Source organism: Stenotrophomonas sp. ZAC14D2_NAIMI4_6, from assembly GCF_003086875.1.
Classification (GTDB): Bacteria; Pseudomonadota; Gammaproteobacteria; order Xanthomonadales; family Xanthomonadaceae; genus Stenotrophomonas.
This window is the reverse complement of the sequence record NZ_CP025996.1, coordinates 994,422-1,008,451: the sequence shown is the minus strand read 5'-3', so window position 1 is coordinate 1,008,451 and position 14,030 is coordinate 994,422. Positions and strand designations below refer to the sequence as shown.

Genomic DNA, 14,030 nt, shown 5'->3' with positions numbered 1-14,030 from the left:
GGCTGGCGCGGGGTTTGGGACGATCCGCCCGATGTTACTGGCGGATCGCGTCCTGGAACGACAGCTTTTCTTCGGTGTGCTGGGCGCGCTCGGCGATCCAGTCGATCACCTGCTCTTCCATCACACGGTTCTGCAGACCCGACATGAGCTGGGGATCGTTGCGGTACATCTCAATGACCTGCTCCGGCTCTTCGTAGGTCGAGGCGATCAGGCGCATCGTTTCGTTCAGGCGCTTGGGGTCCAGGCGCAGGTCGTTGCCGCGGGCCACTTCGCCCACCACCAGGCCGACCAGCACGCGCTTGGCAGCAGCGTCCTTGAAGCCTTCATGGGCATCGGCCGGCACCTGGCCAACGTTCTGGCCGTTGCGGCGGGCCTGCTCGACCTGCTGGGCCAGCATGGCGCGGGCTTCGTTCTCGACCAGGCGCGGCGGCATTTCCACCGATGCGTAGGCGGCGATCAGCTGCTCGCCCACTTCGCGGCGCAGGCGGTTCATCAGCGCGCCCTTCAGCTCACGCTCCAGGTTGGCGCGGATGTCGCTGCGGAACTGCTCGACGTCGCCGCCCTTCACGCCGAAGCTCTTGATGAAGGCTTCGTCCACCGCCGGCACGACCGGCTCGGACACTTCAGCCACCTTCACGGTGACCTGCACGGTCTTGCCGGCCAGCACCGGCACGCGCCAGTCAGCCGGGAAGTCCACGTCCAGGGTCTTTTCTTCACCCTTGGCCAGGCCGACCAGGCCCTTTTCGATGGTGTCGAACATCATGCCCTGGCCGAGCACGATCGAACCCTTCTCGGTGCCCTCGGCCGGCAGGCGCTCTTCGCCGGCCTGCGACCAGGTTTCCACCGCGACCAGGTCGCCGTCCTGCGCGCCACGGCTGACCGGGGCCCAGGTACGACGCTGGTTCTGCAGGTTTTCGATCATCTGGTCGATGTCGGCGTCGGTGATCTCGGCCGAGTGGCGGACCACGGTCAGCTTGCTGACGTCCAGGTCGCCGAAGTCCGGCACCACTTCCACGGTGGCCACGAAGGAGAATTCGCCTTCCTCGCCCTTGTCGATGCGCGGGCTGCCGACGATGCGCAGGTCGTGCTCACGCACGGCCGCGTCGAAGGTTTCGCGCAGCAGGCCGTCCAGCGCCTCGCCACGGACCTGCGCGCCGAAACGCTGCTCGATCACCTTGGCCGGCACCTTGCCCGGACGGAAGCCCTTGATGCGGGTGGTACGGGCGATTTCGCCCAGGCGGCCGTTGATGTGGCTCTGCAGACGGTCTTCCGGCAGCGAGAAGCTCAGGCGGCGTTCCAGGTTGCCGGTGGATTCGATAGAAGCTTGCATGTTGACTCCTGCCACCGGTGGCGCCCTGGCCCCCGGCTCGATGATGGATGAATCGGTTGTAAGGACACGGCGTCTGGGACGCGCCTGCATTGCCGCAGCCCTTTAGTTTCGCCCAATTCGGCGTGCACTGCCAGCGCGCGGCGGTCAAGCGGCCGCGCAGGGCCCGATCAGGGCGGGGACAGGCCGGCACTGGTGCGAAAGGGGGGACTCGAACCCCCACGCCTTGCGGCACTGGAACCTAAATCCAGGGCGTCTACCAATTCCGCCACTTTCGCGTGGCCGGCACAGGCGTTCATTGTCGCAGGCGGGGCTGCAAAGCGGAAGGCGTGACAAAGCTGAACGCGCTGGATTCAGGGGCCAGGCGCGGCTGCAACGGGTGCCGGGGCGGGCATCGCGGCGGTCAGACGTTCGGCCAGCGCGCGGTAGATCGGCACGTGACAGACCCAGGAGGAGGCGACCCGCGCCAGCAGCACCGCCGCCAGGATCGGCAGCAGCATGTCGCTGGTATCGGTCAGTTCCAGCGAAATGACCGCCGAGGTGAGCGGCGCCTGGGTGACGCCGGTCAGGTAGGCGCACATGCCCAGCACCACCACCGCGGCCGGGTCCACGCCGGGCAGCAGCACGGCCAGGTTGTGGCCGATGCCGGCGCCCACGGCAAGCGCGGGCGAGAACAGCCCGCCGGGAATACCGGCCACATACGACACCAGGTTGGCGGCAAACTTCATCGCCCCGAAGCTGTGCCCCACCCCGCCACCGCCCTGCACCAGTTCGCGGGCCTGCTCGTAGCCGGTACCGAACGCGCCCAGCCCGAACACCAGGCCCAGCACGGCCAGGGCCAGCCCACAGGCGCCGGCGAACAGCACCGGGTGCGCACTGCGGCTGCGACCCAGCCAGCGCGGCCGGCCGTCCACGGCGGCCAGTACCAACCGGCTGAAGAACCCACCGGCCAGGCCACCCACCAGCCCACACAGCAGCACCGCCAGCCAGCCCATGCCCAGCGGCAGCGTGGCGCTGACCCGGCCGAAATAGGTGTAGTTGCCGAGCAGGCCCAGCGACACCACGCCGGCCACGATGACTGCAGTCAGCAGGGTGCCGGAGAAGCGGTGTTCGAAGCGGCCGGATAGCTCTTCGATGGCGAACACCACGCCCGCCAAGGGGGTGTTGAAGGCCGCGGCGATACCGGCGGCGCCACCGGCCAGCAGGAAATGGGTCGCCTGGCGTGGATCGCGGAAACCGAACGCGCGGCCGATCATGTACATCAGGCTGGCGCCGATGTGCACCGTAGGGCCTTCGCGCCCCACCGACGCACCGCCCAGCAGGGCCAGCACGGTCAGGCCCAGCTTGCCCAGCGACACCGGCAGGGACAGGTTCTGCCTGCGGAAGGCACGGTCTGGGGTATCCAGCGCGGCGATGACCTGCGGAATGCCACTGCCCCGGGTCGGCCGCAGAATGCCCTGGGTCAGCCAAGCCAGCAGGGCGAACAGCGCCGGGGTCAGCAGCAGCGGCCACCACGGCGAGGCGTCGTGCACGCGACGGAACACCGCGAACGCCGCGTCGCTGGCCTTGGCGAAGACAATCGCGGCCAGCGCCACGGCCACCGCGCCGCCCCACAGGGCCAGGCGCTCCAGCCACTGCTGGCGCGAACCCAGCCAGCGCGGGCGGGAGTGGGAGGTATCGGGATTCATGCCGGTATTTTCCCACCCCCACCGCGCAGGCACTGTGCAGGGCTTGGCCGTCCCCCTTGCCGGGGTCAGGGCGCGGGATCGACCGGCCGGGCGGGCTGGGCATCGTCGCCCGCCGCAGCCGCCTCGGCTTCGTCCAGGGTGCGGATCTGCATCGCCTGCCCATCGGCCGAGCGCTGCACGGCGACGCCTGCGGGGGCGGACGGCTGCCCTTCGGCGGGATCCAGCGGCTGCGCGGGCTGGAACGCACTGCCCTCCGGGCGTTCGACAGTGTGCGCGGGATCGGGCGCTGCCACGGCGGCCTCCGCCTGCGCCGGAGGGTCAACTGCGACACATCCCGCAGTGGCGATCGCGACAAGCATTGCCACGGCGACGGCATGACGATTGATCGGGGCCATCAAAGCATTCCTGGAAGATGCGCACGGCGGCGCGGAATCTTCATTGGGAAGCACTCGCCCAGGGCGCGCTGGGATGCAGCGCACATCCTGCAGAACATCGCTGACGCATGTGGCACGGATGCGACCTTGAGGCACCGCGCCCCTGTCGCGAATAGCGCAGAAAAGAAAAAAGCCACCTGGCGGACCAGGTGGCTTTCGTCTTGGTGGGCTGTCAAGGATTCGAACCTTGGACCTATTGATTAAGAGTCAACTGCTCTACCAACTGAGCTAACAGCCCGAAATCGGGGCGCGAATTATGACCCGATCCGCGAGGGCGTTGCAAGCACTTTCTTCAACAGCGTTGAAACAAGCACTGCAACCTGCGATCCATCGCGAAGGGTTACATCTGAAGAAAAAAGCCACCTGGCGAACCAGGTGGCTTCCGTCTTGGTGGGCTGTCAAGGATTCGAACCTTGGACCTATTGATTAAGAGTCAACTGCTCTACCAACTGAGCTAACAGCCCGTGAAACTCAGACGCACATTGTAACGTGCATTCTGTTTATTGCAATACCGTGTCGGCGTTGCCGATGCGGTTGAATCAGTGGGGTGGCTGAGGGGATTCGAACCCCCGACCACCGGAATCACAATCCGGTACTCTAACCAACTGAGCTACAGCCACCACTGAAACTTTCGCTGCACCGCCGATGCTGCTGGCGTTGAAGCTTGAAACGTTGCCCGGGGCCGTTACCGAAGTTCCGATCCGCCGAAGCGAGTCCGACATTCTGGTGCAGCCGCCGCGCTTTTGCAAGCACTTCTTCACATCGCACCAGCGATACCCTGGACTGTCGCGCCGATGGCGCGCCCGACAGGAATCGAACCTGTAACCGCCGGCTTAGAAGGCCGGTGCTCTATCCAGTTGAGCTACGGGCGCCCGAACCGGAACGGCGTCCAATCCGACATGGCGTGGGATTGGTCGGGGTAGAGGGATTCGAACCCCCGACATCCTGCTCCCAAAGCAGGCGCGCTACCAGACTGCGCTATACCCCGGTGATGCTTCCCCACCAGGCACAGGCCCGGCGAGCTGGCCATTGTGGCCAAGCGCGGCGCAGCCTGTCAACGCGGCCGGCAGCAACCGGGGCGCCCCGGCGCGGCCACCACAGCAGCGTAAGCAGCCATCGGCTATGCTCGCAGCCAGCGGCCGGATGGCCGTATCGATCCCCTTTTCGCACGGAGACTTCGCATGCGCAGCGGCAACCCGGCTCTTTCCGAGTCGACCTTCCTGGACCTGGCCAGCGGCTCGGTGGTCACCCACCCCGACCAGGCCATGACCCTCAACGGCACCGTCAACAAGACCGGCATCCTGCTGCTGTTGACCGTGCTGACCGCTGCCTTTGCCTGGAACCAGACCGTGGACGACTACGGCCAGGTGATGGCCGGAGCGAAGCTGTACGCCATGGGCGGCGCGATCGGCGGCCTGGTGCTGGCACTGATCACCGTGTTCAAGAAGGAATGGTCGCCGGTGACCGCGCCGCTGTATGCGCTGGTGGAAGGCCTGTTCCTGGGCGCCATTTCCGCGGTGTTCGAGCTGCGCTTCCCGGGCATCGTGTTCCAGGCCGTGCTGCTCACCTTCGGCACCCTGTTCGCCCTGCTGATGGCCTATCGCAGCGGCCTGATCAAGGCGACCGAGAACTTCAAGCTGGGCGTGGTCGCGGCCACCGGCGGCATCGCCCTGCTCTACCTGGCCTCGTTCGTGCTGGGCTTCTTCAACATCAACGTGCCGGTGATCCATGACGCCAGCTGGCTGGGCATTGCCTTCAGCCTGTTCGTGGTGGTGGTGGCCGCACTGAACCTGGTGCTGGATTTCGACTTCATCGAAAGCGGCGTGGCCCAGCGCGCGCCGAAGTACATGGAGTGGTATGGCGCATTTGGCCTGATGGTGACCCTGGTCTGGCTGTACGTCGAATTCCTGCGCCTGCTGTCGAAGATCCAGCAGCGCTGATCGCAGAAACGGCTGTAAACGACAAACCGCGATCCGCAAGGGTCGCGGTTTTTTCATCTGGAACCCCACGCCATGCAGAACGCCTCCCTCCCCCGCTTCCACAGCTACCGCCCGGCCGAAGGCCACGGCCTGCCGCACGATCCGTTCAACGCCATCATCGGCCCGCGCCCGATCGGCTGGATTTCCAGCTGCAACGCCGAGGGCGCGCTGAACCTGGCGCCCTACAGCTTCTTCAACGCGTTCAACTACATCCCGCCGATCATTGGCTTCTCCAGCCAGGGCCGCAAGGATTCGCTGCACAACATCGAGGCCACGGGCGAGTTCGTCTGGAACCTGGCCACGTTCGCGCTGGCCGAAGCGATGAACGAGAGCTGCCGCGCGGTGCCGCCGGAGGTGGACGAGTTCGCCCTGGCCGGGCTGACCCCGCTGGCGTCCACCCAGGTGCGCCCGCCGCGCGTCGCGCAGAGCCCGGTCAGCATGGAGTGCCGCTGCACGCAGATCGTGCGCCTGCGCGATGCCGGCGGGCAGGACACCAACGGCTGGCTGGTGCTGGGCGAAGTGGTGGCCGTGCATATCGACCAGCAACTGCTGGTGGATGGCATCTACGACACCGCCGCCGGCGATCCCATCCTGCGCGGTGGCGGCCCGGCCGACTACTTCCGGGTCAGTGCCGAACAACGCTTCCGCATGTTCCGCCCGGCCTGAGCATCAGCCACTGCGCCACGCCGCATAGTGCGTGGCCAGATGGTCGATCAGCGCCCGCACCTTGGGCGCCAGCGCACGTGCGTGCGGATACAGCGCGAAGTAGCAGCGCTGGCCGCCATGCCAGGCCGGCAGCACGCGCACCAGGCGACCGGCACGCAGGTCCTCCTGCACGGTCAATGCGGTGAACAGACTGATGCCCATGCCTGCCAGCACCGCCGCATACAGGGCCGGCGTGGCGTCCACGCGCAGGCGCTGGCCGGCGTCGATCGTGGCGGTGGCGGCACGCGGGCCGTGCAGGTGCCACGGCGCACTGGCAGCGGTGGGGCTGAAGCCCAGCAGCGCATGCTGCTGCAGATCCGCCACCTGCCGCGGCAAGCCATGCCGCGCCAGATACGGTGGCGCCGCCACCAGGATGCGCGGGCAACGGGCCAGCTCGCGCGCTACCAGCTGACTGTCCGGCAGCGATGGCGCAATGCGCAGGGCAAGATCGAAACCGCCGCCCACGATGTCGACCAGTTGATCGTCGGCCGACAGATCCAGCGAGACCTGCGGGTAGCGGGCGAGGAAAGCCGGCAGCCAATGCGGCAGTTCCTGGCTGGCCACCACCTGCGGCACGCTGATGCGCAGGCGTCCGCTGGGCTGCGCCTGGCCGGCGCGGGCGCGATCATCGGCCGCGTCCAGGCGATCAAGCAGGCCGACCGCTTCGCCGTAGTACTCGCGGCCGGCCTCGGTGAGCGACAGGCGGCGGCTGTTACGGTCGAGCAGGCGCACCTGCAGGTGCTCTTCCAGTTGCCGCAGTTGCCGCGACATTGCCGAATGGGTGGTGCCCTGGCGCTCGGCGGCGGCGCTGAAACTGCCTGCTTCGACGATGGCGCGCAGCGCGCGCAGGGCGGCGAAGTGATCCATCGAAGACAGCCCCCGGAAGCGGAGCCCGCGATCTGCGGGCCCCGCCAGCTTATCAAGCGCCGTCGCCAGCCTTGCGCACCGGCAGCGCCAGGACCGCATCGGTGCTCAGCACCTGGCCGAAGGCATCTTCGATCTGCGCCAACGATGCCTCGTGCAGCGCGCGGTGACCGATACGCTGGCCGCCGGCCAGGTCCAGATCCCGGCTGGCAGTGGCATCGCCGGCCACGATCACGCGGTAGCCGCGCGGGGCGGCGGCGGCGTCGCGGGCAGCACCGACCACGCAGGCGTGGGTCTGCAGGCCGGTCACGATCAGGGTATCGATGCCCGCGTCCTTCAACGTCTTGTCCAGCACGGCGGCCGAGGCACCGGCGAACACACTCACGTTGTCCTTCTGCACCACGGTGTCGCCCGGGCGCGGCTGCAGGTCACGGTGGAAGGCGGCGTTGACGCTGCCCTGCGCGAACAGCGGTGCAGCGGCCGGCAACACGTGCTGCACATGGATGACGCGGATGCCATTGGCATCGGCGAAATCGACCACGCGCTTGGCCTGGCGCAGCGCCGCCTTGCCATCGGGAATGACCATGCGCCCGCCGCTGAAGCCCGGCGCGGCACTGGCATCGAAGTATTCGTTCTGGAAGTCGATGACCAGCACCGCGGTCGTCGCTGCGTCCAGTGCAGTGACCGAAGGCGCACCGGCCATGTGGCGGATGGTGGGATGGGAAGGCGCGGCCGCGGCGACGGGGGCGGTGACGGCGATGCCGATCAGGCTGGCCAGGCCAAACGCGGAAAGGTTCATGGGACAGCTCCTGTGCAAGGGAAAGTCGGCACAGGATGCGCAGCCGATAGCGCACGGACCAGCCGTGTTCCGGCACATGATCTGTGCGGGAAACGCACAGATTGGCGTTCCGTCATCCACGCGTGCGTGGATCCACCCGCAAACGCAACGGGGCGCCCGAAGGCGCCCCGCTGGGTATCGAACCGCGATCGACCTTCCGCTTACAGGCGGGTGGCGATGGCCTTGGCGAAGCCCATGGTGGTGCCGGTGCCGCCCAGGTCGCCGGTCAGCGAATCCTTGGCTTCCATGGTGGCCACGATGGCCTTGCGCAGGCGCTCGGCGTTTTCCGGCTGGCCGATATGGTCCAGCATCTGTGCGGCTGCCAGCAGCAGCGCGCACGGGTTGGCCTTGCCCTGGCCGGCGATGTCCGGCGCGGTGCCGTGCACGGCTTCGAAGATCGCCGCGTCCTTGCCGATGTTGGCACCCGGGGCCAGGCCCAGGCCGCCGACCAGACCGGCGCAGAGGTCGGAGATGATGTCGCCGAACAGGTTGGTGGTGACGATCACATCGAACTGTTCCGGACGCATCACCAGCTGCATGCAGCAGTTGTCGACGATCATTTCCTGGAACTCGATGTCCGGGTACTGCGCGGCCACTTCACGGGCGACGTTCAGGAACAGGCCCGAGGTCGACTTGATGATGTTGGCCTTGTGCACGGCGGTGACCTTCTTGCGGCCGACGCTGCGGGCCAGCTCGAAGGCGTAGCGCACGATGCGCTCGGAGCCCTTGCGGGTGATGCGGGTGCCCGAGAAGGCAGTCTCACCGTCAGCCGAGACTTCCTGGCCTTCGGCCAGGTACGCGCCTTCGGTGTTCTCACGCACGGTGATCAGGTCGACGTTGTCGAAACGCGACTTGGTGTTCGGGAAGGTGTGGGCCGGACGCACGTTGGCGTACAGGTCGAAATGGCGGCGCAGGCTGACGTTGATCGAGGTGAAGCCACCACCGACCGGGGTGGTCAGCGGGCTCTTCAGCGCCACCTTGTTGCGCGCGATCGATTCCAGGGTCACCGCCGGCATCAGGTCGCCGTGCTTTTCCAGGGCCACCAGGCCGGCGTCGGCGTCTTCGTACTCCAGGCCAGCGTTCAGCTGGTCCAGCACGTACAGGGTGGCGTCCATGATTTCCGGGCCGATGCCGTCGCCGCGGATGACCGTAATTTTCTGCGTCATTGATCGATGTTCCGAACAGGGGGAAGTACGCCGTCCGGACGTGCCCGGAAACGCCGGCGCAAAGGAAGTTTCACCCGCAATTATGCCTGAGCCGGGGCCGAGGTCCCAAATAGACCATGGTCCCAGTCCCCGGCTCAGGCAGAATTGCCCGCGCATTCCACCTTATCCCCGCGCCTGTCGGCGCGCCCCCTTCAACAACAAGGGGGCTCCTGGGCGGCGGGATCGCGGGAAAGGCCCCGCGCAGCGGGGGCCGGTAGCGCCGGGCCGTGCCCGGCGGCTGTTCGTTCAGCTGCCCGCCGGGATTGGCCCGGCGTGGTTTCAGTGTTCGTGCGCTTCGGGGGCGGCGGCGCCGCCTTCCAGCTGGTCGAGGAAATCGACGGCACGGCGCAGGTGCGGAATGACGATCGAACCGCCCACCACCAGGCCCACCGAGAAGGTCTCGAAGAACTCTTCGCGGGTGACCCCGGCGTCCTTGCACTGGGCCACGTGATAGCTGATGCAGTCATCGCAGCGGAGCACCATCGAGGCCACCAGGCCCAGCAGTTCCTTGGTCTTCACATCCAGCGCGCCGGCCTGGTAGGTCTGCGTATCCAGCGCGAAGAAGCGGCGCACGACCTGGTTGGGTTCACCCAGGATGCGCTCGTTCATGCGCTTGCGGAACGCGGTGAACTCGGCGATGCGGTCCTTGCTGCCCTCGTCGGCGGCGCTCATGCCTGGCCCTGCCCGGCCAGCAGCGGCTCAAGCTTGCCTTCACGGTGCAGGGCCATCATGTCGTCATAGCCTCCCACGTGGACTTCACCCACGAAGATCTGCGGCACGCTGGTACGGCGGGTCAGGGCCATCATCTTCTCGCGCTCGGCCGGGTCCAGGTCGATGCGGACCTCGGTCCACTGCTGGCCCTTGCTCTTGAGGAAGTTCTTGGCGGCCACGCAGTACGGGCAGACGGCGGTGGAATAGATGGTGATGGCGGGGCTGGCGCCGGTGGGCTGGGCTGTCACGGGAAACTCCACGATGGATCGACGGTCTGTATATGGTACCGGTGCGCTGGAATTTCCACGCCACCACCGCAACACTGTGGATTAACGAAGGGTTGCCCCCTGCCCTGCCACGCTGTGCCCGCCCTGCCCGAGGATGTCCCGCTTGCGAGCCCTGCTGCTGACCACCGCCGTTACCCTGGCCCTGGCCATGCCGCTGGCGCGCGCCCAGGAAAAGCTGCCCGACATCGGCTCGTCGGCCGGCGAGCTGCTGACCCCGGCCCGCCAGGCCGAGTACGGCGCCATGATGCTGCGCGAGCTGCGCAACTACGGTTACCTGCTGGACGACCCGCTGGTGAACGACTGGCTGCAGACCATGGGCACCCGGCTGGGCTCCAACAGCGACCAGCCCCGCCAGTCCTACACCTTCTTCATGATGAAGGACCGGCAGATCAATGCCTTCGCCACCCTGGGCGGCTATATCGGGGTCAATGCAGGCCTGGTGCTGACCGCCGAGCGCGAAGATGAAGTGGCTGCGGTGCTGTCCCATGAAATCGCCCACGTGACCCAGCAGCACGTGCTGCGCGGGGTGGAACGGGCCCAGCGCGACCAGATTCCGATCCTGCTGGGCATGCTGGCGGCGGTGGTGGCCGCCCAGGCCAGCGGCGGCAATTCGTCCGGCGATGCCACCATGGCCGCGATCAGTTCCGGCATGGGGCTGATGCAGCAGCGGCAGATCAACTACACCCGCTCCAACGAATCCGAGGCCGACCGCCTGGGGATCCGCACCCTGTCGCGCAGCGGCTACGACGTGGACGCGATGGCCGGCTTCTTCGAACGCATGTCCGCGGCCATGCGCGGCAACGACGGCGGCTACAGCATTCCCGATTTCCTGCGCACCCACCCGGTCAACACCACGCGCATCAGCGAAGCCAAGGCGCGGGCCGAGCAGATGAAGAAGGACACGGTGGTGCTGACCACCACCACCCCCGGCGGTGAGCGCAAGGAGCGGGTGAATCCTGCCGACCCCAGCCTGTCCGAGCCGCTGTTGCGCGGCAACAACCCGCTGCTGCCGGGCAGCGTGCTGCGCCTGCCGATCGGCCAGCTCAACCGTGGCCCCAGCGGCGATTTCGACTGGGCCCGCGAACGCCTGCGCGTGCTCAGTGGCGACAACAGCGGCGAAGTGGACCGTGAGTACGCCGATCTGGCCAAGCGGCAGAAGAACGGGCTGACCGATGCGCAGCGCTATGGCCAGGCCCTGGCCGGCATGCGCGGCAGCCGCAGCGGTGCGCTGCAGTCCCGCCAGGCCCTGGCCGGGCTGGCCCAGACCCACCCGGACAACCTGTGGGTGGCGCTGGCCCTGGCCGAAGCCGAATCGCGCTCGGGCCAGCCCGCCCAGGCCAACGCGCGCTTCGAACAACTGCTGCGCCAGCACCCCAACAGCCGACCGGTGGCGCTGACCTATGCCGAGATCCTGAACGAACAGGGCGGCCGCGAGGCCGGCCAGCGCGCCCAGGCCATGCTGCGCCCGCTGCTGTCGCAAAGTGGTAACGATCCGGTCTTCCAGCAGCGTTACGCCCGTGCCAGCGAACTGGCCGGGGACAGCGTGCGCGCCAGCGAAGCCTACGCCGAAGCCGCCTTCCTGGGGGGCCGCCCGGAACAGGCGCTGATGCAGCTGCAGGCGCTGAAGCGCAATCCGGAGCTGGACTACGTGGGCCGCGCCCGCGTGGATGCGCGTATCGAGGCGATCACCCCCACCGTGCTGGAGCTGCGCCGCCAGGGCGTGCAGGACCCGGAGCTGGACCGCCGCTGAGGCGCGGATGACCGGTGTGTGGCAGCGGGAGATTTATCCGGCCGGGTCGTCACAAACATGTCATCAAACCGTAGTCTACTGGCACCACTCCAGTAACCGAGCCCTACGGTGTCCTCGTGCAGAAACGCATCCTGATCGTCGATGACGAGCCCGCGATCCGAGAAATGGTCGCCTTCGCCCTGCGCAAGGGCGATTACGAGCCGGTGCACGCGGGCGATGCCCGTGAAGCCCAGACCGCCATCGCCGACCGCGTGCCGGACCTGATCCTGCTGGACTGGATGCTGCCGGGCACCAGCGGCCTGGACCTGGCCCGTCGCTGGCGCAAGGAAACGCTGACCCGCGAAGTGCCGATCATCATGCTGACCGCACGCGGCGAAGAGAACGACCGCGTGGGCGGCCTGGAAGCAGGCGTGGACGACTACGTGGTCAAGCCGTTCTCCGCGCGCGAACTGCTGGCGCGCATCCGCGCGGTCATGCGCCGCGCCCGCGATGACGACGAGGACGGCAGCGTGTCGGTCGGCCCGATCCGCATCGACGGCGCCGCCCACCGCGTGTTCGCCAACGACCAGCCGGTGCCGATCGGCCCGACCGAATACCGCCTGCTGCACTTCTTCATGACCCACCCCGAACGCGTGTATACCCGCGCGCAGCTGCTGGACCATGTGTGGGGCGGCAGCGTGTACGTGGAAGAGCGCACCATCGACGTGCACATCCGCCGCCTGCGCAAGACGCTGGAACCGTTCAATGCCGAGAACATGGTGCAGACCGTGCGCGGCGCCGGTTACCGCTTCTCCACCGCGACCTGAGCCTCGTCGTGCCGGCACCGCGCACCTGCCGGTGCCGGTGTCGGCAACTCTGCTATAACCCTCGGTTCACCGCATGAACCGCCGCCTCCAACGACGAGACCGCAATGCCCCGCCACATCCGCTCCGCCTGGTTGAAGACGCTGGCCTCCGTGGCAGCGGTGTTGGTGCTGGCCGGCGTGGTCGGGTGGTTCAGTGGGCATCTGTGGCTGTGCATCGCGCTGGCCGCCCTGGCCACGCTGGCCTGGCACTACTGGCGCCTGCGCAGCGTGCTGCGCCGGCTGACCGCACGCCAGCGCTGGGAAACCGCCGAGGAAGGTTCCGGCGTGTGGAACGAGCTGGACCGCCTGCTGTACCGCAACCAGGTGGAAATGCGCGTGCGCAAGCGCCGCCTGCTGGACATGCTGCGCAGCTACCGTGCCGCCGCTGCCGCGCTGCCCGATGCGGTGGTGGTGCTGGACCGCAACAGCCAGCGCGTGCAGTGGTTCAACGAAGCGGCCACTGCCCTGCTCGGCCTGCACCACCCCGGCGATCTGGGCGAAGCGCTGGTGGACCGCCTGCAACCGATGCCGCTGGCCCACTGGCTGGCCGGCGGGCGCAACGCCGAACCGATCCTGGACGTGCCCTCGCCGGTCGACCCGGCCATCCGCCTGAACCTGCGGCTGATTCCCTATTCGCAGGACTACTGGCTGCTGATCGCGCGCGATGTCAGCAAGCTGCTGCGGCTGGAACAGGTGCGTCGCGATTTCGTCGCCAACGTGTCGCACGAACTGCGCACGCCGCTGACCGTGGTGCATGGCTACCTGGACATGATGGACCCGGAGGATTTCCCCGGCACCGGCCCGATGCTGGAAGAAATGCGCAAGCAGAGCCAGCGCATGGCCCAGCTGGTGGAAGACCTGCTGACCCTGTCGCGGCTGGAATCGCAGGAACACAGCGAGGAAGAGACCGTGGCCATGCAGCCGATGCTGGCCACCCTGCGCCGCGAAGCGGAGGCACACAGCCAGGGCCGCCACCAGATCAACGTGGACGACTTGGCCGGGGTGGACCTGCAGGGCTCGACCAAGGAGCTGCACAGCGCTTTCTCCAACCTGGTGACCAACGCCGTGCGCTACACCCCGGCCGGTGGCCGCATCGACGTGCAGTTCCGCCGCGAAGGCGACGGCGTGGTGCTGGCCGTGCGCGATACCGGTTACGGTATTCCGGCCAGCCACCTGCCGCGCCTGACCGAACGGTTTTACCGGGTGTCCAGCAGCCGCTCGCGCGAGAGCGGCGGCACCGGCCTGGGCCTGTCCATCGTCAAGCACATCCTCGGCCTGCACCACGCCCGGCTGGAGATCGACAGCGAAGTCGGCAAGGGCTCGGTGTTTGCCTGCCATTTCGATGCCGACCACGTACGAACGCGCGACACCGCCCCCCTGACTTCCATCGAAGAATGA

13 protein-coding genes and 6 tRNA genes are annotated in these 14,030 nt (G+C 67.5%); 5 read left to right on the top strand and 14 right to left on the bottom strand.

Annotated features, from left to right (window positions below):
- Positions 1-34: 34 nt before the first annotated feature.
- From tig to C1933_RS04425, 9 genes are all read right to left on the bottom strand, one after another.
- Positions 35-1,330 carry a trigger factor gene (tig, locus tag C1933_RS04465; protein WP_108748712.1) on the bottom strand — a complete coding sequence of 432 codons (1,296 nt, stop codon included), beginning with the start codon at positions 1,328-1,330 and terminating at the stop codon, positions 35-37.
- 190 nt (positions 1,331-1,520) lie between these two features.
- Positions 1,521-1,605: transfer RNA gene (locus C1933_RS04460), tRNA-Leu, on the bottom strand.
- A gap of 75 nt (positions 1,606-1,680) precedes the next feature.
- Positions 1,681-3,015, bottom strand: coding sequence for a chloride channel protein (locus C1933_RS04455; protein WP_108752314.1), 1,335 nt, complete (start codon positions 3,013-3,015; stop codon positions 1,681-1,683).
- Between the two features lie 65 nt (positions 3,016-3,080).
- On the bottom strand, positions 3,081-3,410 hold the full coding sequence (locus C1933_RS04450) for a hypothetical protein (protein WP_108752313.1): 330 nt from the start codon (positions 3,408-3,410) through the stop codon (positions 3,081-3,083).
- A gap of 201 nt (positions 3,411-3,611) precedes the next feature.
- Positions 3,612-3,687: transfer RNA gene (locus C1933_RS04445), tRNA-Lys, on the bottom strand.
- 150 nt (positions 3,688-3,837) lie between these two features.
- Positions 3,838-3,913 (bottom strand) — tRNA-Lys (locus tag C1933_RS04440).
- A gap of 79 nt (positions 3,914-3,992) precedes the next feature.
- Positions 3,993-4,069 (bottom strand) — tRNA-His (locus tag C1933_RS04435).
- A 175-nt stretch (positions 4,070-4,244) separates the two neighbouring features.
- Positions 4,245-4,321: transfer RNA gene (locus C1933_RS04430), tRNA-Arg, on the bottom strand.
- Positions 4,322-4,360: 39 nt separating this feature from the next.
- Positions 4,361-4,437, bottom strand: a tRNA-Pro gene (locus C1933_RS04425).
- Positions 4,438-4,630: 193 nt separating this feature from the next.
- Between C1933_RS04425 and C1933_RS04420 the strand changes: the two genes are divergently transcribed.
- Positions 4,631-5,389 carry a Bax inhibitor-1/YccA family protein gene (locus C1933_RS04420; RefSeq protein WP_108752312.1) on the top strand — a complete coding sequence of 253 codons (759 nt, stop codon included), beginning with the start codon at positions 4,631-4,633 and terminating at the stop codon, positions 5,387-5,389.
- A 72-nt stretch (positions 5,390-5,461) separates the two neighbouring features.
- Complete coding sequence (locus C1933_RS04415) at positions 5,462-6,094, top strand: flavin reductase family protein (protein WP_108752311.1); 633 nt, start codon at positions 5,462-5,464, stop codon at positions 6,092-6,094.
- Between the two features lie 3 nt (positions 6,095-6,097).
- Here C1933_RS04415 and C1933_RS04410 read toward each other — a convergent pair whose 3' ends face one another.
- The 5 genes from C1933_RS04410 to grxC all read right to left on the bottom strand — a co-directional run bounded on the left by C1933_RS04410 (position 6,098) and on the right by grxC (position 9,999).
- Complete coding sequence (locus tag C1933_RS04410; protein WP_108752310.1) at positions 6,098-7,000, bottom strand: LysR family transcriptional regulator; 903 nt, start codon at positions 6,998-7,000, stop codon at positions 6,098-6,100.
- Between the two features lie 52 nt (positions 7,001-7,052).
- Positions 7,053-7,796, bottom strand: coding sequence for a cysteine hydrolase (locus C1933_RS04405; RefSeq protein ID WP_108752309.1), 744 nt, complete (start codon positions 7,794-7,796; stop codon positions 7,053-7,055).
- 200 nt (positions 7,797-7,996) lie between these two features.
- A complete protein-coding gene (locus tag C1933_RS04400) occupies positions 7,997-9,001 on the bottom strand; it encodes an isocitrate dehydrogenase (RefSeq protein WP_108748704.1) in 1,005 nt (334 codons plus the stop codon).
- A 318-nt stretch (positions 9,002-9,319) separates the two neighbouring features.
- Positions 9,320-9,712: a carboxymuconolactone decarboxylase family protein gene (locus C1933_RS04395; RefSeq protein ID WP_108752308.1), complete on the bottom strand. Its 393-nt coding sequence runs from the start codon at positions 9,710-9,712 to the stop codon at positions 9,320-9,322.
- Positions 9,709-9,999, bottom strand: a complete 291-nt coding sequence (grxC, locus tag C1933_RS04390; protein ID WP_108748702.1) for a glutaredoxin 3 — start codon at positions 9,997-9,999, stop codon at positions 9,709-9,711. Before grxC ends, C1933_RS04395 begins: the two co-directional genes overlap by 4 nt.
- 133 nt (positions 10,000-10,132) lie before the next feature.
- Here grxC and C1933_RS04385 point away from each other — a divergent pair, with 133 nt between their 5' ends.
- From C1933_RS04385 to phoR, 3 genes are all read left to right on the top strand, one after another.
- Positions 10,133-11,788, top strand: coding sequence for a M48 family metalloprotease (locus C1933_RS04385; RefSeq protein WP_199911412.1), 1,656 nt, complete (start codon positions 10,133-10,135; stop codon positions 11,786-11,788).
- Positions 11,789-11,904: 116 nt separating this feature from the next.
- On the top strand, positions 11,905-12,594 hold the full coding sequence (gene phoB, locus C1933_RS04380; protein ID WP_108748700.1) for a phosphate regulon transcriptional regulator PhoB: 690 nt from the start codon (positions 11,905-11,907) through the stop codon (positions 12,592-12,594).
- Positions 12,595-12,698: 104 nt separating this feature from the next.
- Positions 12,699-14,030: a phosphate regulon sensor histidine kinase PhoR gene (gene phoR / locus C1933_RS04375; protein ID WP_108752307.1), complete on the top strand. Its 1,332-nt coding sequence runs from the start codon at positions 12,699-12,701 to the stop codon at positions 14,028-14,030.